This is a genomic window from Paracoccus sp. R86501 (assembly GCF_042466435.1).
GTDB lineage: Bacteria > Pseudomonadota > Alphaproteobacteria > Rhodobacterales > Rhodobacteraceae > Paracoccus.
The window spans coordinates 1705936-1725911 of record NZ_JAXHPZ010000001.1 but is presented as its reverse complement, the minus strand read 5'-3'; the positions used below and the strand labels follow the sequence as shown (position 1 = coordinate 1725911).

Below are 19976 nucleotides of genomic sequence, written 5' to 3'. Positions count from 1 at the left end.
AACGCATTCCAGCAAGAGGAAGCCAGATGCTGATCCTGATCCTTGGTGTCGCCCTGTGGTGGGCCGCCCATCTGTATAAACGCGCCGCACCCGCGCAACGTGCCGCCATGGGTGGCAAGGGCCGCCAGATTGTTGCAGGGCTGCTGGTCCTGTCGGTGATCCTGATGATCGTCGGCTATCGCATGGCCGATGGCGCCTTCTTCTGGGGCCGCAGCGCGCCGATGGTGGGCATCAACAACCTGCTGATGCTGGTCTCGATCTACCTGTTCGCGGCGCATGGCATGAAGACCCGCGTGACCGCCTATACCCGCCACCCGATGCTGTGGGGCTTTGCGCTTTGGGCCGTCGCGCATCTGCTGGTCAATGGCGACACGCCCTCGTTCATCCTGTTCGGCGGGCTGCTGGTCTGGGCCTTCGTCGAGATGCAGGTCATCAACCGCGCATCGGCCTGGGTCCGCCCGACCGGTCCCTTCCCCATGAAGAAAGAACTGATGGCATTGGCTGGCGCGGTCATCGTGCTGCTGGTCCTTGGCGCGATCCACGGCCTTGTCGGCCCCAACCCCTTCGGAGGTGCATGATGCCCACCATCTATCGTTTCATCACCGAGGATGACACCTCGCAGTTCTGCCACCGTGTCTCCGAGGCTTTGTCCAAGGGCTGGCAATTGCAGGGCGATCCCTCGATGGCCTTTGACGCGGCGCGCGGCGTCATGCGTTGCGGTCAGGCCGTCACCAAAGAGGTCGTGACCGATTACCATCCCGACATGAAGCTGGGGCAGCAATGACCAAGACCAATTCGGGCCGCTTCTTCGGGGATTACACCTTGGGGCAGGTCATCCGCCATGCTGTCCCCCGCACCTTGGCCGAGGGGGAACGTGCGCTCTATCACGCGCTGTATCCCATGCGGCACGCGCTCTATTCCTCGGACGAGTTCGCGATTGCGGCGGGGCTGGATGGCAGCCCGCTGGACGATCTGCTGGCCTTCCACACAGTCTTTGGCAAGACCGTCCCCGACATCAGCCTGAACGCGGTGGCGAACCTCGGCTATGCCGACGGGCGCTGGCTGCAACCGGTCTGGCCGGGCGACACGCTGCGGGCGGAAAGCCAAGTGATCGGGCTGAAGCAGAACTCGAACGGGCAATCGGGCGTGGTCTGGGTGCGGACGCGCGGCCTGAATCAGGTGGACGAGCCGGTGCTGGAATTCGTGCGTTGGGTCATGGTGCGCAAGCGCAACCCGGGCAGCCCCGCGCCGGAAACCGTCGTCCCCGATCTGCCCGACGCCGTGGCGGCAGCCGATCTGGTCATCCCCGAAGCGTTGGACTTTAGCGACTATGACTTCAGCCTTGCGGGCGAACCGCATTGCTGGGGCGATTACGCCATCGGCGAACGCATTGACCACGTCGATGGCGTCACCGTCGAAGAGGCCGAGCATATGCTGGCCACCCGCCTGTGGCAGAACACCGCCAAGGTGCATTTCGACGCCACCCACCGCGAAGACGGCCGCCGCCTGATCTATGGCGGGCATGTCATCAGCATGGCGCGGGCGTTGTCCTTCAACGGCTTGGCCAATGCGCAGATGATCGTGGCGCTGAACGGCGGCGCCCATGCCAACCCATGTTTTGCGGGCGATACTATCCGCGCGTGGTCCGAAGTGCTGGACAAGGCCGAGACCGATGCCCCCGGCGTCGGTGCAATCCGCCTGAGACTGGTCGCAACCAAGGGCGACAGCAGCCAATTCCCCCTGCGCGGACCAGATGGAAAATACGCCCCCGAGGTGCTGCTGGATCTGGATTACTGGGCGCTGATGCCCACCAACGGCGATTCAGTCCACTGACCTGCATGCCGCGGGGTGTGCCTGTGATCACACGCATCACAAGTGTGATCACAAAGGCGGAAATCCGCGGCATTTCATCGCGCGGGGTGGCATCTGTTCGTGACAGGTGACAGTATCGCAATCAATAAAGGCGCCAATCGCCAGCCCGCGCGGCCAGCCCATGTCAGTCCTTGGGCACCTGCGACGGGACAAGCCAGAACCGACATAGGAGGGCCGACCATGGCCGACGTGAACCGGGGTAACCGGCCGCTTTCCCCCCACCTTCAGGTCTATCGTCTGCCGTTGCCGGCAATCACGTCCATCCTGACGCGCATCACCGGCCACGCGCTGGTCGCGGGCATCCTGCTGCTGGTCTGGTGGCTGGTCGCCGCCGTCAGCAGCCCCGGCGCCTTTGGTGCAGCCGATTGGCTGGTGCGGTCCTGGCTGGGCTTCATCATCCTGACGGCATCGACCTGGGCCCTGTGGTTCCACGCGTTGTCCGGCGTCCGCCACCTGTTCTACGACCAGGGTCTTGGCCTGGAAATCGACGAGGCCAACAAGGCTTCCTGGGCAATCATCATCGGTTCGGTCGCGTTGACGCTGCTTAGCCTGATCATCTTCTTCATCAGCTGAGGCGAGGGACATCATGCGCTATATCACCCCACGCAAGGCGGCCGCAGGTCTGGGTTCGGCCCGCGCCGGTACCGCACATCACTGGCAGATGACCGTCAGCAGCTATGCGCTGGTCATCCTGACGCCGCTGTTCATGATTGCCGTCGGCGGCGCCATCGGCCTGCCGCAGGACGCGGTCGCGGCCCATTTCGGTCGTCCGTTCCCCGGCATCATTACCGCATTGTTCATTGTCGTGGGCATGATCCACTTCATCAAGGGCACGCGGATCATGATCGACGACTACGTCTATGGCTCGGCCAACAAGATGGCGATCATCGCCGCGAACATCTTCGGGTGGGGCGTCATCGCCGCCGCCATCTTTGCGCTGGCAAAGATGGCCTTCACCACCCCCGCGATCTGAGGACGACATGGCTGCATACGAAATCCAAACGCATGATTACGACGTCGTCGTGGTGGGCGCCGGTGGTGCCGGTCTTCGCGCGACGCTTGGCATGGCCGAACAGGGTCTGCGCACCGCTTGCGTGACCAAGGTCTTCCCGACCCGTTCGCATACCGTGGCCGCACAGGGCGGCATCGCCGCGTCGCTGTCCAACATGGGCCCCGACAACTGGCAATGGCACATGTACGACACCGTCAAGGGGTCGGACTGGCTGGGCGACACGGACGCCATGGAATATCTGGCGCGCGAGGCCCCCAAGGCCGTTTACGAGTTGGAACATTACGGCGTTCCGTTCAGCCGCACCGAAGATGGCCGCATCTATCAGCGTCCTTTCGGCGGTCACACTACCGAATTCGGCGAAGGCCCCCCGGTGCAGCGCACCTGCGCCGCCGCCGACCGCACCGGCCACGCCATTCTGCACACGCTCTATGGCCAGTCGCTGAAGCATAACGCGGAATTCTTCATTGAATATTTCGCGCTGGACCTGATCATCACCGATGGTCGCTGCACCGGCGTCGTCTGCTGGAAGCTGGACGATGGCACCATGCATGTCTTCAATGCCAAGATGGTGGTGCTGGCAACGGGCGGTTATGGCCGTGCATACTTCAGCGCGACCAGCGCCCATACCTGCACCGGCGATGGTGGCGGCATGGTGGCCCGCGCGGGTCTGGCCTTGCAGGACATGGAGTTCGTGCAGTTCCACCCGACCGGCATCTATGGTTCGGGCTGTCTGATCACCGAAGGCGCGCGCGGCGAAGGCGGTTACCTGACCAACTCCGAGGGCGAGCGTTTCATGGAACGCTATGCGCCGACCTATAAGGACCTTGCCAGCCGCGACGTCGTCAGCCGCTGCATGACGATGGAGATCCGCGAGGGTCGCGGCGTCGGCGGCGAACAGGACCACATCTTCCTGAACCTGATGCACCTGCCGCCGGAAAGCCTGGCCGAGCGTCTGCCGGGCATCAGTGAATCGGCCAAGATCTTTGCCGGTGTCGATGTCACCAAGCAGCCGATCCCGGTGATTCCGACCGTGCATTACAACATGGGCGGTATTCCGACGAACTATTGGGGCGAAGTGCTTGCGCCCACGGAAGAAAACCCCGACGCGACCTTCCCCGGCCTGATGGCCGTGGGCGAGGCTGGCTGTGCATCGGTCCATGGCGCGAACCGCCTTGGCTCGAACAGCCTGATCGATCTGGTGGTCTTCGGTCGTGCCGCGGCCATCCGCGCCGGCGATGTGATCGACCGCGAAAGCCCCATCCCCTCGACCGACCAGTCGCAGGTGGACAAGGCTTTGGCCCGCTTCGATGCGCTGCGTTATGCGGACGGCTCGATTTCGACTGCGGAACTGCGCGACCAGATGCAGCGCACCATGCAGGCCGATGCCGCCGTCTTCCGCACCGACAAGACCCTGGCCGAGGGCGTCGAGAAGATGGAGGCCATCGCCGCTAAGATGGACGACATCAAGGTCACGGATCGCGGTCTGATCTGGAACACCGACCTGATGGAAACGCTGGAGCTGACCAACCTGATGCCCAACGCGCTTGCGACCATCGTCGCGGCCGAGGCGCGCAAGGAAAGCCGCGGGGCGCATGCCCACGAAGACTACCCCGAGCGGGATGACGCCACCTGGCGCAAGCATTCGCTTGCACGGATCGACGGGAACAAGGTTAAACTGGACTATCGTCCCGTCCATCTTGATCCGCTGACCACCACGGAACAGGGCGGCATCGACATGAACAAGATCGCTCCGAAGAAAAGGGTTTACTGATGCGTTTCAATCTTATCGCGGCCATCGGCCTGTCTGCCGTCACGCTGGCCGGTTGCGTTGCACCGGTCCCCGTGGCGGGTCCCGCCGTTCCGTCGGCGCCCGTCACCACGCCGGCAACGCCGACGGTTCTGGACGCCGCCTCGCGTCAGGTCGCCCGCAGCGTCGTCAATTCCGAGATGCAGAAGCGGCTGCCGGGCGTCAATGTCGCGCCCTATACCGATTGCGTCGTCAACAACGCCACCACCGCCGAGATGATCGACATCGCCCAGATGTCGCGCGCCGGTGCCAGCGGAACGGCCGACAGTGTTGCGTCGATCGTGTCGCGTCCGGCAACGACGCAGTGTATCGCTTCGGCTGCACGTTCGGCCTGATGGCATGAACAGGCGGGCAACCCCTTGGGCCTTGGTTCCGCTGCTGGCGGCGCTGTCGGCCTGTGGTCCGATCCCCGTGGATCAGGCCGAGAGGGTTTGCCTGCGTGATGCCGATCTGGCCCGCGCGCCACGCACCGACGTGACGGTGGGCATCGGAACAGGTTCGGGCGGAACACAAAGTTTCGGCCGGATCGGCATGCAGATCAGCGGTGACTATATCGCCGGACGCGATCCCGCGCAGGTCTTCGACCGCTGCGTGATGCGTCGGTCGGGCCAGATGCCGCAGCGCGGGCTGGCCGATCAACCCGGCTGGCAGGGGCGCGCCTGATGGGACAGGACGGGGCAGGGCGTCGGTTGGTGCTGCACTTCGGTGTGCAGAAAACCGGCACGACATCTTTGCAGCGTTTCCTCAAGCTGAACGCCGCGGCGCTGTCGGACAGTCTGATCGTCCGCACGCCCGAGGAAGGCACGCCGATGCGACCCTTGGGTCGCGCGGCCATTGCTGCCAGTCTGGGCAACAGCGGCGACCGCCACAAGGCGCTGAAGGCCGCCTTTAACGATGTTTTGGATACCTTGCAGGATGGTCCGCAGACGGTGTTGATCAGCCACGAGAATCTGGCCGGCGCGATGCCGGGCAATGGTGGCGAAACGCGTCTTTATCCGGCCCTGCCGCAGATACTGCAGCAGCTGGACAATATTGCGCAGACGCGCGGATTTGACACGCGCTTCGCGTTCTATACCCGCCGGATGCAGGCGTGGAAGCCCTCGGTCTGGGCGCAGGCGGTGCGGACCGACGGATATACCGACACCCGCGCGGCCTTTATGGCGCAGACCGACGACCTGCCGGGCTGGGGTTATCTGGAACGGCGTCTGGCCAAGCAATTGGGCGCCGACCGCGTCACCCGCCTTTCGCTGGAGGCCGAAACCGACCCCGACCGCCCGGGTCAGCAGTTGCTGACGATGGCGGGACTGACGCCCGATTGCATCGCCGCCCTGGCGCCGCTGCAATCGCGCGCGATGGAGCGTCTGAACGACGGCTCGACCGAATTTCTTCGCCGGCTCAACGGGCTGGCGCTTAACCCTCATGCGCGGGATCGGGTCGTCAACCTGGTGACGCGTTCGCAATTCCTGTTCACGGCTGACATGCCGTCCGAAGGCACTCTCTGAAAGGAGCACCCAATGGTCCAGTTCACGCTACCCAAGAACAGCCAGATCCGCGTTGGCAAGACCTGGCCCAAGCCCGAGGGCGCGACCAACGTCAAGAAGTTCAAAATCTATCGGTGGGACCCGGAAAACGGTGAAAACCCGCGTCTGGACACCTATTTCGTCGATCTGGACAAATGCGGCCCGATGATGCTGGACGCGCTGATTAAGATCAAGAACGAGATCGACCCGACGCTGTCCTTCCGCCGGTCCTGCCGCGAGGGCATCTGCGGGTCCTGCGCGATGGTCATCGACGGGGGTAACCACCTTGCCTGCATCTATGGCATCGACGAGGTCGCGGGCGATGTCGCGATCTATCCGCTGCCGCATATGCCGGTGGTCAAGGACCTGATCCCCGACCTGACGCATTTCTATGCGCAGCACGCCTCGGTGAACCCCTATCTGCAGACCAAATCGCCGACGCCCGGTAAGGAATGGAAGCAGTCGATTGAGGACCGCAAGAAGCTGGACGGTCTTTACGAATGCATCCTCTGTGCTTCCTGTTCGACGGCTTGCCCGTCCTATTGGTGGAACGGCGATCGCTATCTTGGCCCGGCCGCGCTGCTGCACGCCTATCGCTGGATCATCGACAGCCGCGACGAAGCGACGGGCGAGCGTCTGGACGAGCTGGAAGATCCCTTCAAGCTGTATCGCTGCCACACGATCATGAACTGCACCAACACCTGCCCGAAGGGTCTGAACCCTGCGAAGGCGATTGCCTCGATCAAGCACATGATGGTCGAGCGTTCGGCCTGATGGCAGCGACCGGGGGGCTGTCTGCCCCCGGACCCCCGAGGGTATTTGCACAACCGAGAAGGGCCAGAGGTTTATGCCTCTGGCCCTTTTCTTTTGGTGTTGAGGGGGATCAGCCTTCGATGCGGGTGAAATCCGCGATCTGGCGACCCGCTTCGCGGATGCGCGATAGCAAATTGAGGCGGTTGCGGCGGACGATCTGGCTGTCGGTGTTGACCTGCACGGCCTCGAAGAAAGCGTCGATGGGTGCGCGAAGGGCTGCGATGGCGGTCATGGCGGCGGGGAAATCTTCGTTTTTCATCGCCGTCTTGATGGCCGGTTCGGCGGTGTCGAGGGCCGTGAACAGGCCGCGTTCTTCGTCGGTTTCTGCAAACTTGTGATCTGCGCCAAAGCTGTATTCGACGCCGTCCTTTTCCTCGGCCTGTGTCAAGATGTTGCTGGCGCGTTTCAGGCCTTGGGTCAGGTTCTGCCCATCGGTTGTCGTCAGCATCGCGTTCAACGCCGTGGCGCGGTTGACGACCTGCACCAGATCATCGTTTCCGTCCTGCGCCAGTACGGCGTCGATGATGTCATGGCGGATGCCTTGGTCGCGGAGATAGACCTTGAGGCGGTCGTGAAGGAAAGAGAGAAGTTGTAAAGCGACTTCAGTGTCTTCAGGCTGAATAACGCCTTGGACCCCTGCGCTAATTAACGCAGTGTTTTCGTTTAGGTCGGTATCACGTGTCAATACCCGGCGTGCTGCGAAAAGGCGTTCAAAGAGGTTAGTTAGCCCGCTTTGAACGCTATTTTCCATGATCAAACGGATCACACCCAAGGCCGAACGACGAAGCGCGAAGGGGTCTTTGGACCCTGTCGGCTTTTCGTCGATGGCCCAGAAGCCGGTCAGCGTGTCCAGTTTATCGGCCAGTGCTACGGCAACGGAAACGGGGGCGGTGGGAACCTCGTCTGACGGGCCAAGCGGAGAATAGTGGTCGCGGGCGGCGTCGGCAATGGCGGTGTCATGACCAGCGGCGAGGGCGTAGTAGCGGCCCATCGTGCCTTGCAGTTCGGGAAATTCGCCAACCATGGCGGAGCGCAGGTCCAGTTTGGCCAGACGCGCGGCCTGTTCGGCCTGATTGGGGTCAGCGCCGACCAGTGGGGCGATTTCACGCGCCAAGGCCGCGATGCGAGCAACGCGGTCGGATTGCGACCCCAGCTTGTTGTGGAAAGTCACCGAATTCAGGCCGTCGGCCCATGCGGTCATGCCAGAATTGGCCTCGCGCAGGTCGTTTTCGTAAAAGAAGGCGGCGTCGGATAGGCGGGCGGCCAGAACGCGCTGATTGCCGGCAAGGATGGTCGCGCCGTCATCGGGCGTTTCGATATTGGCGACGGTGATGAAGCCCTCGATCCGGCCGGTCTTGGGGTTCAGGGTCGAGAAGAACTTCTGGTGCTCCTTCATCGAGGTTTGCAGAACCTCTGGGGGGAGGTCCAGAAAGCGATCCTCGATCACGCCCATCAGGGCCACGGGCCATTCGACAAGGCCCGCCACCTCGGAGAGCAGGGCGTCATCGGGAACGACGGTCCAGCCGCGGGCAAAGGTCAGGTTGTCGCATTGCTGACGGATTTCGGCTTCGCGTTCCTCGGCGTCCAGCATGACGCGGGAGCGGCGGAGTTTCGCGGCGTAATCGTCGAAATTGCTGACGGTAAACGCATCGGGGGCCATGAAGCGGTGGCCGCGGGTGGTGTTGCCTGCGGTGATGCCGTTGACGGTCAGATCGACGGTGTTGGCGCCAGCCTCATCCGAGAGGATGCACAGGATCGAATGCAGCGGGCGGACCCAACGCAGCGATCCCGCACCCCAACGCATGGATTTGGGCCAAGGGAAGTTGCGGATCGCATCCTCCAGCACCTCAGCGACGATATCGGCGGCGGGGCGGCCTTCTTTGGTGATCGTGGCGAACCAGACCTGACCCTTTTTATCGTCGCGCGCTTCCAGTTGGTCGCGGGTCAGACCGGTGGACCGAAGGAAGCCGTCCAGCGCCTTTTCGGGGGCGTCGGTGCGGGGGCCTTTGCGTTCTTCGCGCGTGGTGGGGCTGTGGTCGTTCAGCCCTTCCACGGTCAGCGTCAGGCGACGCGGGGTGCTGAAGGCACCGGCGCTGGCATAGGTCAGTCCGGCCTGAACCAGACCATCCGTTACCAGACGTTTCAGATCCGCACGGGCACGCGCCTGCATGCGGGCGGGAATTTCTTCCGAGAAAAGCTCGATCAGCAGGTCGGCCATCAGTCCATCACTCCGCGTTCCGGGGTTTTGTCGTTATATTGGTGCCAGCCAAAGACGCGGCCGTCGGGATAGACGGCCAGCACGCGGTCCACATCGGGCCGGATTTCGGCCTGTGACAGGACACCGCGGGCGGCACCGGATTCCAGATCGCCACCGATCTGCTGGGCGTCGAAACAGTCGAACCAGCCGGGGGCGATCAGGGGGGTGGGGTCGTCAAAGGGCTGTGCATCGGCGGGCATATCGGTGGCCACCGCACAAGCACGCCAGCGCAGGGGCGAGCTGTCTGCGTCGATGCCTTCGAAATCCGTTAGCGCCAGCGCAGTGACGCCAGCACTGGTGGTGATATCGATGCGGGCGTCGGGACCTTCAGGGTCGATGCTGTCGTAATAGCCGTATTCCTGCGCATACCACATGCCGGCGCCCGCCGCGATGGCGGCCAGCGCGATGGATGCGGCTGCGACCTTGCCCCAGTTCATGCGGTGGCACCGCCCGCTTCGGTGGTCAGGAACAGGTCGGCGCAACCCTTGGCCAGCGCCCGCACGCGCCCGATGTATGCCTGACGTTCGGTCACGGAAATCACGCCGCGGGCGTCCAGCAGATTGAACAGATGGCTGGCCTTGATCGCCTGATCATAGGCGGGATGCGCCATCGGAATGCGGCGACCGGCGCTGTCGGTTTCGGCAGCGCCAAGGATGCGGGCGCATTCGGCCTCGGCGTCCTTGAAGTGCTGGAACAGCATTTCGGTATCGGCCTGATCGAAGTTCCAGCGCGAATATTCCTGTTCGGTTTGGCGGAAGATGTCGCCATAGGACAGGGGCGTGGGGCTGTCAGGGTCGTTGAAGGGCATGTCCATGACATGTTCGACGCCCAGCACATACATGGCCAGACGCTCCAGCCCATAGGTCAATTCGCCCGAGACCGGTTTGCAGTCATGCCCGCCGACCTGCTGGAAATAGGTGAACTGGCTGACCTCCATCCCGTCGCACCAGACCTCCCATCCAAGGCCCCATGCGCCGAGGGTGGGGGATTCCCAGTCATCCTCCACGAAGCGGACATCATGGACCATCGGGTCCAGACCGATCGCACGCAGGCTGCCCAGATACAGTTCCTGCAGGTCGGGCGGGCTGGGTTTGATGATGACCTGATACTGATAATAATGCTGCAGACGGTTGGGGTTTTCGCCGTAGCGCCCGTCGGTCGGGCGGCGCGAGGGCTGGACATAGGCCGCGGCCCAGGACTTGCCGCCAAGCGCGCGCAGGGTCGTGGCGGGGTGGAAGGTGCCGGCGCCGACCTCCATGTCGTAGGGCTGCAGGATCGCGCATCCCTTGGTCGCCCAATAGGTCTGCAGGCGCAGGATGATCTCCTGGAAGCTGCGGGGTCGGTTGGGGCTGGTCATCGGGCCATCCTTTTGCGTAGATCGGGCGAGGCTTTCGCGTCTTCTAGGCGCGGGAAGGAACAGGGTCAATAAAGGCCCGCAGGCGGGACGACCCCCGCAACGGCAAAGACATTCAAGGAGGCTGCGATGCGGCAGTTGGCGGTAATGGTTCTGGCGGCGGCGCTGCCCGGCGCGGCGATGGCGCAGGATGCGCTGATCCGGCTGGAAGCGAAGCGCGCCCCCGACGTCGCGGCGACAACCGCGGCGGGCTGGGCGGAACAATTCGACGACGTGGTGACGCTGCCATTGAAGGGCGGTTGGACGGGGATCGCGCTTGGGCCGATGGACCGCGAGGCAGCCTTGGCGCGGCTGGCGGATCTGAAGGCCAAGGGTGTTGTGCCCGGCGATGCCTTTGTGACCGAACCGGCGGCCGGAACGGAACTGACGCCGCTTGGCGACGCGCCCGAGGCCGATGACGCCCCGGCGCAGCCCGAGGTCGAGGCTGATGACACCGCCGCCGAGCCAGTTGCCGAACCCGTCAGCGAACCGGCGCCGCAAGGCAGCTATCTGCAACTGGAATCCTTTCAGGACCGGGCCGAGGCCGATGAAGCGCTGACCCGCAACCGCAAGGAATTCCCCGGTGCCGGTCTGTGGGAACTGCCGAACGGCTGGTTCACCGTTGCCCTTGGCCCCGTGGCCGATGAGGTCGCCCGCGATTGGCTGCCGGTGCTGAAGTCCGGCAAGCTGATCCCGCGTGACGCGCTGGTGACGCAGGCCGCCGATCTGGGGCAGGCGCTGGATGAAGGCAAGGAACCCGCACTGGGTGCGACGGGCGACCCTGAACCGATGCCTCCGCTGGATCAGGTGCAGCGTGCCTTGCGGTGGGCGGGGCATTACGACGGCCAGATCGACGGGCGCGACGGTCCCAAGACCCAAGGAGCCATTCAGGCCGAGATCCTGTCGGCGCGCGCCTCGACCGATCCGGGCGCTGCCATGCGACTGCTGGAGGAACGCCGTGCCGAATGGCGCGACGACATGGGGCTGGCGCAGCTGGACGACGAGGCGACGGGGCTGTCGGTGATGGCGCCGATGGGGGCGCTGCAATTCGACCGCTCGGAACGGGCGCTGTCGATCTATGGGCCCAAGGACGGGTCGGGTGCGGCGATGATCCTGTTCAGCCAGCCCGGCGGCCAGCAGGAGCTGCTGGACCTTGCGGGGCTGGTGACGGCGCTTGGCTGGGTCCCGCAGCCCGAACGCGACGTGCAGCGCGGCCATGTCATCCTGCGCGGGGAAAACGACGATCACATCGGTGCGGCGGAAGGTTGGGTCCGTGATGGCCGGGCCGAGGGTTTCGTGCTGATCTGGCCAACCGCCGACCAGCAGGATCAGGCCCGCATTCTGGCCGAGATCAGCGACAGCCTGACCCGCAAGGCCCCCGGCCATAACGAGGACATGGCCCCCGCAGCCCTGCCGGGCGAGCCTGCTGCAACGCCCTGATCAGGGCCGCCAGAACCTGGGCATCAGCAGGACCAGCACGGACACCAGCTCCAGCCGGCCCAGATACATGCCCAGGATCATCAGCCATTTGGCCGCAGCGGGGAAATCGACGATGGACCCGTTCTGCGTCACCTCGGGGCCCCACAGCGGGCCGATGTTGGCGATGGCCGTCCATGCGGCGGTCAGCGCGGTCCGCGGATGCAGGCCGGTCAGCGCCAGCCCGACGATCAGCAGGCCGAAGGTCAGCATGAACAGCGTGAAGAACGCCATGACCGAATCGATGATGCCCTTGTCCAGCGGCTGACCTTCATAGCGCAGCGGATAGACGCGGTGAGGCGAATGCATCCGCCTGATCTGGGCGCGCACGGCCTCGAGCAGGACCAGATAGCGGAAGATCTTGACCGAGCAGCCCGTCGATCCGGTGCAGCCGCCGATCAGCCCCACGATGATCAGCAGCGCCAGCGGCAGATGCCCCCATGCCGACATGTCGGTCGAGGCGAAGCCCGTGCCCGAAAAGACGGATATGGTGTTGAAGACGGTCTCGCGCAGCATCTCGGGCAGGTTGTTGTCCTGTTCCATATAGACCAGGCGATAGATCATGATGATCGCGCAGACATAGCAGATCCAGCGCAGATAGGTCCGCACCTGCTTGTCCTGCCACAGCGGGACGTAATTGCCCCGCAGCGCCTGAACCAACCGGATGAAGGGCACCGAAGCCATCACCATGAAGACCGAGGCCGCCCATTCCGGCCCCCCGAGATAGGTCCCCATGCTGGCGTCGTAATTCGAAAAACCGCCCGTCGAACAGGTCGTCAGCGCATGGATCACCGCGTCAAAGCCGTTCATCCCCAGCAGCATGAAGGTCACCGCGCAAGCCCCAGTCATTGCCAGATAGACCATGGTCATCTCGGTCGCGATCTCTCCGGCGCGGGGCAGGACCTTGCCGAGGGTGTCGAAACCCTCGGACCGGAAGAACTGCATGCCGCCGACCTTCATGACCGGCAGAAAGACCATTGCCACCACGACGATCCCAAGACCGCCGATCCATTGCAGCAGCGCGCGCCACAGATGCGTGCCGTCGGGCAGGCCGTCCAGCTTGGGGAATGCGGTGGTGCCGGTGGTGGTGACGCCCGACATCGCCTCGAAATAGGCGTCGACGATGCTGGCGTGGGGGGCGCCCAGAATGAAGGGCAGGGCCCCGAAAATCGGCAGCGTCACCCAGATGCCCGATGTCAGCAGGAAGGCCTGCTGGATCTTCAGCGTCTTCTGTTCGCCCCGCGTGGCCACCACCGTCAGCAGCCCGCAGACCGTGGTGATGATGGAGCATTCCAGAAAGACCAGCCAATGCGGGTCGCCATTCCACAAATCGATCATCATCGGGGCAAGCATGAACCCGCCCAATGCAAAGACGATCTTGCCAATCGGATGGGCTACGGGGCGCAGGTCGATCATCGGACCTGATTGACGAAGCCTCCGCCGGTCGTCAAGCACCCCTGCGACATGGCGATGCCATTTGCCGTGACCTGATGCAGCCATATCCCGCAGGTTCGCGTGCGGTTTCCGACGGCGCTTTCGGGTGATCGCGAAGTGACCCTGCGGCAACCAATTCACGCAAGGGGGCCGCTGGCTCTTGATTGGGTCCCCCCGGCACGTTACCTTTTGATTAACTTGTCATCGGAGGGCGTAACATGACGCCCAAGCGTCCTGCGGGTGCAGACGCGTTCCCGAGAAAAACGGTAGAGCCGTCAGGCACCCTGAAACCCGAGGAAGGGGCGCTCTATGCAGCCCTCGACCTTGGCACAAATTCGTGCCGGATGCTGATCGCCCGTCCGACGGGCAGTCAGTTCCAGGTCATCGACAGCTTTTCCAAGCCTGTGCAGCTTGGTCACGGGCTGGAAGCTTCGGGACGGCTGTCCCGCAGTTCGATGGCGCGCACGGTCCATGCGCTGCAGGTCTGCAAGCGCAAGCTGGATCAACACAAGGTGCAGAACATGCGCCTTGTGGCCACAGAAGCATGCCGTCGCGCGCGCAACAGCCGCGACTTCATGCGGTCGATCCGGCGCGAGACCGGGCTGCCGGTCGAGGTGATCGGCGCCGAGGAAGAGGCACGTCTTGCCGTGATTTCCTGCGCGCCGCTGGTCAGCCATAAGACCGAAACGCTGATGGTCGTCGATATCGGCGGCGGATCGACGGAACTGGTCTGGATCGATCTGGAAGACGTGGAACCCAAGGAACGCCCCCGCGCGATCATGCGGCTGTCCGAAGGCTTCGGCAATCCGCAGCCCGGCGGTGCGCGCGTGGTCGATTGGATCAGCGTGCCCCTGGGCGTGGCGACCCTGCGCGATCAGTTCGTGGACGTTCAGGACGATCAGGGCCGGTTCGCCCTGATGTCGTGGTTCTTCGAGGAGGCGCTGGCCAACTTCAGCCCCTATGCGGATGGCTCGCCCGACGAGGGGTTCCAGATCATCGGCACCTCGGGGACGGTGACGACCGTGGCGGCCAGCTTCCTGAACCTGCGCCGCTATGACCGGACCAAGGTTAACGGGCTGGAAATGACCAGCGACCAGATCGACCGCGTGATCCATTCCTATCTGCAGCTGGGCCCTGACGGGCGGCGGTCCGACCCGCGTATCGGGCGCGAACGTCAGGCACTGATCATGTCGGGCGCGGCCATCTTGCAGACATTGATGCGCGTCTGGCCGACGAATAAGCTGTCGGTTGCCGATCGCGGCCTGCGAGAGGGGTTGCTTTATGCCCAGATGGTGCGCGATGGGGTGCTGACGCCTGACGGACTGAACGGAGTGGCCTAATGACAAAACAACCTATCAGCCGGGCAGGCAAGACCAGCGGTCGCGGCGCACGTGACCTCAAGGTCCGAGTAAAGACCGCCAAGGGCCGCAAGATGTCCAGCAAGCTGTGGCTGGAACGGCAGTTGAACGACCCCTATGTCGTGCGGGCCCGTCGCGAAGGATATCGCGGGCGGGCTGCCTACAAGATTCTGGAACTGGACGACAAGTATCGCTTCCTTGTTCCCGGCGCACGCGTCGTCGATCTGGGCTGTGCGCCCGGCGGCTGGTGCCAGATTGCCGTGGCGCGGGTGAATGCGCTTGGCGAAAAGTCGGGCAAGGCCGTGGGGCGCGTGCTGGGGCTGGACCTGCAAGAGGTCGATCCCATCGCGGGCGCTGAAATCCATGTGCTGGATTTCCTGTCGGAAGGCGCCGACGATCTGGTCAAGGGCTGGCTGGGTGGACCTGCCGATGTGGTGATGTCGGACATGGCGGCGTCAGCCTCGGGCCACAAGGGCACCGATCACATCCGAATCGTCGCGCTGGTCGAGGCTGCGGCCCAGCTAGCCTTCGACGTGCTGGAACCGGGGGGGACATTCGTCGCCAAGGTTCTGGCAGGTGGTGCAGAAACCGACATGCAGACCATGCTGAAGAAGAACTTCGACAAGGTCGTGAACGTCAAGCCGCCGGCCAGCCGTAGTGATTCGTCCGAGAAATTCGTCGTGGCGACCGGCTTCCACGGTCGCGGCATTCAGGCCGATGCGGGTGGCGACGACGACAACTGACGCATCTGGATGCGAAAGGTCTCGGGCGTGCGGCCCGTGGCCGTGACGAAGGCGCGGGTCATATGCGTCTGGCTGGCATAGCCCAGATCCAGCGCGATCCGCCCGATGGGGCGGTCGGTGTGATGCAACATCTCGGCCGCACGCTCCAACCGCAATTCATGCAGCAGTTCCACGGCGCGACGGCCCTTGGCCTCGATGCAGGCGCGGTCCAGCTGGGTCAGCGTCGCGTCCAGCTGCTGCGCCATGTCGGCCAGCGTCTGCCACGATCCAAGCTGCTGATCGGCAAGCGTGACGAAGCGGTCCACCAGAGGGCGGTCGGCGGTGGGCGTGCTGCGGGGCGCATGCGGTTGGCGTTCGGGGTCCAGCCGCGACAGGCGCAGCGACAGCAGGTTCAGATGGCAGGTCAGCGCCTTGCGGTCGGGGCTGTTCGTCGCCTCGCGTACCAGTTCCTGCAGGTTGACCAGCAAAGCGGCACCCGATTGGCCGACGCTGCCCGCGGTCATCTGCGTCGGCAGGGCGGGATCGACCTCGGACGTCAGTTCGGGCGAGATGGTCAGGACATGGCCCTCGGCACCCTCCTGCGGCGTGGCGGCAAAGGCGGTGCCCGACGGGACATAGCGCACGTCACCCGCCCCCAGCAGCACCGTCTGACGCGGCAGATCCAGCCGCATGGTCCCGCCGGTCACCCAGATCAGCGTATGATCGGGGCGGGTGCGCGGACGGACGGGGTGGCTCTGGCTGCCCCAGACGAAGCCGCCCAAGGGAAAGAGGCGCAGACTGGCCTTGCGCGGTGCGTGGCGGCGGGTCATCGGTCCGACCCGGATGCTCAGCGCGTCCGGCACGACGATCCTGCCGGTGGGCGCGCCCTGACGCAGCCAAGAGCGATGGCGGATGGGGGCGGTTCCGGCCTCGGGGACGGTGGCGGCGGTCACATCAATGGCATCGACCCGCCCGCGACCCACCGGTCGAAGGTTGGTTTGCGAAAACGGGAATCCCCCCGTCCAGCCCGTGCGTTCCCAAAGCGACATCGTTCAGCATCCCTGCATTCAGGATAAGCGGATTATCGCCTATCTGAAGCAGAACTCAACAACCATGCATTCGGTTTCACCCGATGTGGGCGGGATGCACACCTTCGTGGCTTGCTTGCCACAGCTGCCAGTCCTTCATCCGGTTCCGGAACCAGATGCGCTGCGACTTGGCGTATTGCCGCGTGGCGATGATGGCCAGCCCTGTCGCCTGTGCCAGATCGGGACCGCCTTGCAGATGCGCGACCAGATCGGGTGCGCCGATGGCCTTGGCCCATTGGCGGGCAGGGTCCCATTGCGGCAGCATGGCGCGCACTTCGTCCAAGGCCCCGTCGTCCAGCATGATGCGGAAGCGCCGTGCGATGCGGTCGGCCAGCCAGTTGCGGTCCGAGGTGATCACGATGCGCTGGCAGTCTTCCGGCGCGATCAGGGGCGGGGGGGTGTTGGCCTGCCATACCGCGATGCCGCGTCCGGTCGCCTGCAGAACCTCCCATGCGCGCTGGACGCGAACGGGGTTCTTCAGGTCGATCTGCGCGCGGGTGGTGGCATCCAGATCGGCGATCAGCCCTGCCAGCCCGCCGGGCTGCAGCAGGCGGGCGTCGGCCTCGGCGCGGATGGCATGGGGCGTTGCGGGGATGTCGGCCAGCCCGCGGGTCAGCGCCGACAGATACAGCCCCGTGCCGCCGACGATGATCAGCCGCTGGCCCAGCAATTCGCCCACCTGCCGCAGCCAGTCGCCGACCGAATAGGTTTGGTCCGGCGTCACATGGCCGTATAGCGCATGGGGCGCGGCCTGTTCGTCCTCCACTGACGGTCGCGCCGTCAGCACGCGCCAGCAGGACCAGACCTGCAGCGCATCGGCGTTCACGATCAGCCCGCCCTGTGCCTGCGCGACCGCCATTGCCAGCGCCGATTTGCCGCTGGCGGTCGGTCCTGCGATCAGCAGGTGGCGCGAGCCGTCGATCTGTGTCAGGTCAAGTTTCAGCATTGGCTATCCGGACAGTTGATCCTGCGGGTCTTTTGCGACATTTAACGGCGCGATGAAAGCGACCCGGCGACAGGAGCCCCAAATGACCACCGAGACACCGAAGCAATATGGCCGTGTGATGCTGAAGATCTCGGGCGAGGCCCTGATGGGCGATCAAGGCTATGGCCTGCATCCGCCCACCGTCGCCCGCATCGCCAACGAAGTCGCCACCGTTCAGGCCATGGGCGTCGAGGTCTGCATGGTGATCGGCGGCGGCAACATCTTCCGCGGTCTGCAGGGCAGCGCGCAGGGTATGGAACGCACCACTGCCGATTACATGGGCATGCTGGCGACCGTGATGAACGCGCTGGCCATGCAGGCGTCTTTGGAGGCCGAGGGCCTGCATTGCCGCGTCATCAGCGCCATCCGCATGGATGAGGTCTGCGAGCCCTATATCCGCCGCCGCGCCATCCGCCACTTGGAAAAGAAGCGGATCGTGATCTTTGCGGCAGGCACCGGCAACCCCTATTTCACCACCGATACCGCAGCGACCCTGCGCGCCAGCGAAATGAACTGCGAGGCGATCTTCAAGGGCACCAAGGTCGATGGCGTCTATGACAAGGACCCGGTCAAGCACGCCGACGCCAAGCGTTATGAAAACGTCAGCTATGACGAGGTGCTGCAAAAGCATCTGGGCGTGATGGACGCATCAGCCATCGCACTGGCCCGCGACAACAAGCTGCCGATCATCGTCTTCTCGCTGGACCAGCTGGGGGGCTTCCGCACGATTCTGGAAGGCCGCGGCACCTATACCCGCGTTCACAACTGACATCATGAGCCTGCGCGCGCGGGTTGACCGCATCGTCAATGGCCCCTCGGGTCAGGCTTTCATCATGGGGGTCATCCTGTTCAACGCCGTTATCCTGGGGCTGGAAACCTCGGGGACTGTGATGGCACGGGTGGGACCGTTGATCATCTTTCTAGACGGGCTGTGTCTTGCCATCTTCGTGGCGGAAATCGCGGCCAAGCTGTTCGCGCGCCGTTTCGCCTTTTTCCGCGACGGCTGGAACATCTTTGACCTAGTGGTGGTCGGCATCGCCCTGATGCCCGCCACCCAAGGCCTGTCCGTCCTGCGCGCGCTGCGCATCCTGCGCCTGCTGCGGATCGTGTCGGTCACGCCGCGCCTGCGCCGCGTGGTCGAGGGGTTCCTGTCCGCGCTGCCCGGCATGGCCAGCGTCTTCCTGCTGATGGGGATCATCTTCTATATTTTCGCGGTGATGGCGACCAAGCTGTTTTCCGGCAGCTTCCCCGAATGGTTCGGGGATCTGGGCAATTCGGCCTATTCGCTGTTCCAGATCATGACGCTGGAAAGCTGGTCGATGGGCATCGTTCGCCCGGTGATGGAGCAGTTCCCGCATGCATGGCTGTTCTTCATTCCCTTCATTCTGGTGACGACCTTCGCGGTGATGAACCTAGTGGTCGGCCTGATCGTGAATTCGATGCAGGAAGCCCACCAAGAGGAAGAAACCGCCGCCACCGAGGCTTACCGCGACCAGATGCTGGCCCGCCTGACCGCCATCGAGGAGATGCTGGCCCGCCAGCAGAACCCGCCTGACGGGCCGCCGGGCTGACACCCGCCGCGCCCTGCCGCAAGGTTGGGCAAAGGCTTTGCCAACCCCCGGCAATGCAGTTACAAGCAAACAAAATCCAAACGTAGAGGCAGTCCCACATGGCCGAGGACATCGAAATCGATATTGACGATCTGGAACGCCGGATGAAGGGCGCGATGGACAGCCTGCGCAGCGAATTCGCCAGTCTGCGCACGGGCCGTGCATCGGCGTCGATGATCGATCCCGTCCAGGTCGAGGCCTATGGCCAGATGACCCCCGTCAACCAGCTTGGCACCGTCAACGTCCCCGAGCCGCGCATGGTCACCATCAACGTCTGGGACAAGGGTATGGTCGGCAAGGTGGAAAAGGCGCTTCGTGAAAGCGGCCTTGGCATCAACCCGCAGCTGAACGGCACCATCATCATGCTGCCGATCCCCGAGCTGAACGAGGAACGCCGCCGCGAGCTGACCAAGGTCGCAGCCCAATATGCCGAAAGCGCCCGCGTCTCGATGCGCAATGTGCGCCGCGACGGCATGGACAAGGTCAAGAAGGGCAAGTCGAACGGCATGCCCGAGGATGACCAGAAGTTCTGGGAAACCGAGATCCAGGCCCTGACCGATCGCATGATCGCATCCGTTGAACGAAGCGCTTGAGGCCAAGCAGGCCGAAATCATGCAGGTTTGAGCTGA

Annotated in this window: 21 protein-coding genes and 1 pseudogene; 16 read left to right on the top strand and 6 right to left on the bottom strand. The window is 64.1% G+C overall.

Going from position 1 to position 19976, the window contains the following annotated elements:
- The first annotated feature begins 26 nt into the window (after positions 1–26).
- From SJY40_RS08380 to SJY40_RS08335, 10 genes are all read left to right on the top strand, one after another.
- Positions 27–578 carry an NnrU family protein gene (locus SJY40_RS08380; RefSeq protein ID WP_378944960.1) on the top strand — a complete coding sequence of 184 codons (552 nt, stop codon included), beginning with the start codon at positions 27–29 and terminating at the stop codon, positions 576–578.
- Positions 578–784, top strand: coding sequence for a DUF1737 domain-containing protein (locus SJY40_RS08375; RefSeq protein WP_378944957.1), 207 nt, complete (start codon positions 578–580; stop codon positions 782–784). The genes SJY40_RS08380 and SJY40_RS08375 overlap by 1 nt, the downstream gene beginning before the upstream one ends.
- Positions 781–1833, top strand: a complete 1053-nt coding sequence (locus SJY40_RS08370; protein WP_378944954.1) for a MaoC family dehydratase — start codon at positions 781–783, stop codon at positions 1831–1833. The genes SJY40_RS08375 and SJY40_RS08370 overlap by 4 nt, the downstream gene beginning before the upstream one ends.
- A gap of 219 nt (positions 1834–2052) precedes the next feature.
- Positions 2053–2445: a succinate dehydrogenase, cytochrome b556 subunit gene (gene sdhC / locus SJY40_RS08365; protein ID WP_378944951.1), complete on the top strand. Its 393-nt coding sequence runs from the start codon at positions 2053–2055 to the stop codon at positions 2443–2445.
- A gap of 13 nt (positions 2446–2458) precedes the next feature.
- Positions 2459–2845: a succinate dehydrogenase, hydrophobic membrane anchor protein gene (locus SJY40_RS08360; RefSeq protein ID WP_378944948.1), complete on the top strand. Its 387-nt coding sequence runs from the start codon at positions 2459–2461 to the stop codon at positions 2843–2845.
- Between the two features lie 7 nt (positions 2846–2852).
- A complete protein-coding gene (gene sdhA / locus SJY40_RS08355) occupies positions 2853–4655 on the top strand; it encodes a succinate dehydrogenase flavoprotein subunit (RefSeq protein ID WP_378944946.1) in 1803 nt (600 codons plus the stop codon).
- Complete coding sequence (locus SJY40_RS08350; protein WP_378944943.1) at positions 4655–5026, top strand: hypothetical protein; 372 nt, start codon at positions 4655–4657, stop codon at positions 5024–5026. Before sdhA ends, SJY40_RS08350 begins: the two co-directional genes overlap by 1 nt.
- A gap of 31 nt (positions 5027–5057) precedes the next feature.
- Entirely contained in the window at positions 5058–5354 is a 297-nt protein-coding gene (locus SJY40_RS08345) for a hypothetical protein (protein WP_378944940.1), read from the top strand.
- Positions 5354–6193, top strand: coding sequence for a hypothetical protein (locus tag SJY40_RS08340; RefSeq protein WP_378944938.1), 840 nt, complete (start codon positions 5354–5356; stop codon positions 6191–6193). The genes SJY40_RS08345 and SJY40_RS08340 overlap by 1 nt, the downstream gene beginning before the upstream one ends.
- A 12-nt stretch (positions 6194–6205) precedes the next feature.
- Positions 6206–6985 (top strand): succinate dehydrogenase iron-sulfur subunit, encoded by a 780-nt coding sequence (locus SJY40_RS08335; RefSeq protein WP_111557413.1) that lies wholly within the window; start codon positions 6206–6208, stop codon positions 6983–6985.
- A 109-nt stretch (positions 6986–7094) separates the two neighbouring features.
- On the opposite strand, the gene glyS is transcribed toward SJY40_RS08335, so the two are convergent.
- The 3 genes from glyS to SJY40_RS08320 are packed head-to-tail and all read right to left on the bottom strand — an operon-like array spanning position 7095 to position 10638.
- Positions 7095–9242, bottom strand: a complete 2148-nt coding sequence (glyS, locus tag SJY40_RS08330; protein ID WP_378944935.1) for a glycine--tRNA ligase subunit beta — start codon at positions 9240–9242, stop codon at positions 7095–7097.
- Positions 9242–9718 (bottom strand): DUF6446 family protein, encoded by a 477-nt coding sequence (locus SJY40_RS08325; RefSeq protein ID WP_378944933.1) that lies wholly within the window; start codon positions 9716–9718, stop codon positions 9242–9244. Before SJY40_RS08325 ends, glyS begins: the two co-directional genes overlap by 1 nt.
- Complete coding sequence (locus tag SJY40_RS08320) at positions 9715–10638, bottom strand: glycine--tRNA ligase subunit alpha (protein ID WP_378944930.1); 924 nt, start codon at positions 10636–10638, stop codon at positions 9715–9717. Before SJY40_RS08320 ends, SJY40_RS08325 begins: the two co-directional genes overlap by 4 nt.
- A 126-nt stretch (positions 10639–10764) precedes the next feature.
- On the opposite strand from SJY40_RS08320, the gene SJY40_RS08315 reads away from it, so the two are divergent.
- Complete coding sequence (locus SJY40_RS08315; protein ID WP_378944928.1) at positions 10765–12114, top strand: peptidoglycan-binding protein; 1350 nt, start codon at positions 10765–10767, stop codon at positions 12112–12114.
- On the opposite strand, the gene SJY40_RS08310 is transcribed toward SJY40_RS08315, so the two are convergent.
- The gene (locus SJY40_RS08310) at positions 12115–13566 is read right to left on the bottom strand and encodes a TrkH family potassium uptake protein (RefSeq protein ID WP_378944925.1); all 1452 of its coding nucleotides are present in this window, start codon (positions 13564–13566) and stop codon (positions 12115–12117) included.
- A gap of 236 nt (positions 13567–13802) precedes the next feature.
- Between SJY40_RS08310 and SJY40_RS08305 the strand changes: the two genes are divergently transcribed.
- The gene (locus tag SJY40_RS08305) at positions 13803–14924 is read left to right on the top strand and encodes a Ppx/GppA phosphatase family protein (RefSeq protein WP_378944922.1); all 1122 of its coding nucleotides are present in this window, start codon (positions 13803–13805) and stop codon (positions 14922–14924) included.
- Positions 14924–15685, top strand: coding sequence for an RlmE family RNA methyltransferase (locus SJY40_RS08300; RefSeq protein WP_378944919.1), 762 nt, complete (start codon positions 14924–14926; stop codon positions 15683–15685). Before SJY40_RS08305 ends, SJY40_RS08300 begins: the two co-directional genes overlap by 1 nt.
- On the opposite strand, the gene SJY40_RS08295 is transcribed toward SJY40_RS08300, so the two are convergent.
- Positions 15652–16713 (bottom strand): helix-turn-helix domain-containing protein, encoded by a 1062-nt coding sequence (locus SJY40_RS08295; RefSeq protein WP_378944916.1) that lies wholly within the window; start codon positions 16711–16713, stop codon positions 15652–15654. The two genes, SJY40_RS08300 and SJY40_RS08295, sit on opposite strands and share 34 nt — an antisense overlap.
- A gap of 76 nt (positions 16714–16789) precedes the next feature.
- Positions 16790–17698: a tRNA (adenosine(37)-N6)-dimethylallyltransferase MiaA gene (miaA, locus tag SJY40_RS08290; RefSeq protein ID WP_378944913.1), complete on the bottom strand. Its 909-nt coding sequence runs from the start codon at positions 17696–17698 to the stop codon at positions 16790–16792.
- A gap of 82 nt (positions 17699–17780) precedes the next feature.
- Between miaA and pyrH the strand changes: the two genes are divergently transcribed.
- From pyrH to frr, 3 genes and pseudogenes are all read left to right on the top strand, one after another.
- A complete protein-coding gene (gene pyrH / locus SJY40_RS08285; protein WP_378944911.1) occupies positions 17781–18506 on the top strand; it encodes a UMP kinase in 726 nt (241 codons plus the stop codon).
- A 4-nt stretch (positions 18507–18510) separates the two neighbouring features.
- Positions 18511–19308, top strand: coding sequence for an ion transporter (locus SJY40_RS08280; protein ID WP_378944908.1), 798 nt, complete (start codon positions 18511–18513; stop codon positions 19306–19308).
- Between the two features lie 98 nt (positions 19309–19406).
- Positions 19407–19971 (top strand): annotated as a pseudogene (frr, locus tag SJY40_RS08275) (ribosome recycling factor).
- The last annotated feature ends 5 nt before the right edge of the window (positions 19972–19976 follow it).

Bases quoted from the DNA above. Each gene is read 5' to 3' on its own strand.
- SJY40_RS08380 (WP_378944960.1), top strand. From the start codon at position 27: ATGCTGATCCTGATCCTTGGTGTCGCCCTGTGGTGGGCCGCCCATCTG.
- SJY40_RS08375 (WP_378944957.1), top strand. From the start codon at position 578: ATGCCCACCATCTATCGTTTCATCACCGAGGATGACACCTCGCAGTTC.
- SJY40_RS08370 (WP_378944954.1), top strand. From the start codon at position 781: ATGACCAAGACCAATTCGGGCCGCTTCTTCGGGGATTACACCTTGGGG.
- sdhC (WP_378944951.1), top strand. From the start codon at position 2,053: ATGGCCGACGTGAACCGGGGTAACCGGCCGCTTTCCCCCCACCTTCAG.
- SJY40_RS08360 (WP_378944948.1), top strand. From the start codon at position 2,459: ATGCGCTATATCACCCCACGCAAGGCGGCCGCAGGTCTGGGTTCGGCC.
- sdhA (WP_378944946.1), top strand. From the start codon at position 2,853: ATGGCTGCATACGAAATCCAAACGCATGATTACGACGTCGTCGTGGTG.
- SJY40_RS08350 (WP_378944943.1), top strand. From the start codon at position 4,655: ATGCGTTTCAATCTTATCGCGGCCATCGGCCTGTCTGCCGTCACGCTG.
- SJY40_RS08340 (WP_378944938.1), top strand. From the start codon at position 5,354: ATGGGACAGGACGGGGCAGGGCGTCGGTTGGTGCTGCACTTCGGTGTG.
- SJY40_RS08335 (WP_111557413.1), top strand. From the start codon at position 6,206: ATGGTCCAGTTCACGCTACCCAAGAACAGCCAGATCCGCGTTGGCAAG.
- glyS (WP_378944935.1), bottom strand. From the start codon at position 9,242: ATGGCCGACCTGCTGATCGAGCTTTTCTCGGAAGAAATTCCCGCCCGC.
- SJY40_RS08325 (WP_378944933.1), bottom strand. From the start codon at position 9,718: ATGAACTGGGGCAAGGTCGCAGCCGCATCCATCGCGCTGGCCGCCATC.
- SJY40_RS08320 (WP_378944930.1), bottom strand. From the start codon at position 10,638: ATGACCAGCCCCAACCGACCCCGCAGCTTCCAGGAGATCATCCTGCGC.
- SJY40_RS08315 (WP_378944928.1), top strand. From the start codon at position 10,765: ATGCGGCAGTTGGCGGTAATGGTTCTGGCGGCGGCGCTGCCCGGCGCG.
- SJY40_RS08310 (WP_378944925.1), bottom strand. From the start codon at position 13,566: ATGATCGACCTGCGCCCCGTAGCCCATCCGATTGGCAAGATCGTCTTT.
- SJY40_RS08305 (WP_378944922.1), top strand. From the start codon at position 13,803: ATGACGCCCAAGCGTCCTGCGGGTGCAGACGCGTTCCCGAGAAAAACG.
- SJY40_RS08300 (WP_378944919.1), top strand. From the start codon at position 14,924: ATGACAAAACAACCTATCAGCCGGGCAGGCAAGACCAGCGGTCGCGGC.
- SJY40_RS08295 (WP_378944916.1), bottom strand. From the start codon at position 16,713: ATGTCGCTTTGGGAACGCACGGGCTGGACGGGGGGATTCCCGTTTTCG.
- miaA (WP_378944913.1), bottom strand. From the start codon at position 17,698: ATGCTGAAACTTGACCTGACACAGATCGACGGCTCGCGCCACCTGCTG.
- pyrH (WP_378944911.1), top strand. From the start codon at position 17,781: ATGACCACCGAGACACCGAAGCAATATGGCCGTGTGATGCTGAAGATC.
- SJY40_RS08280 (WP_378944908.1), top strand. From the start codon at position 18,511: ATGAGCCTGCGCGCGCGGGTTGACCGCATCGTCAATGGCCCCTCGGGT.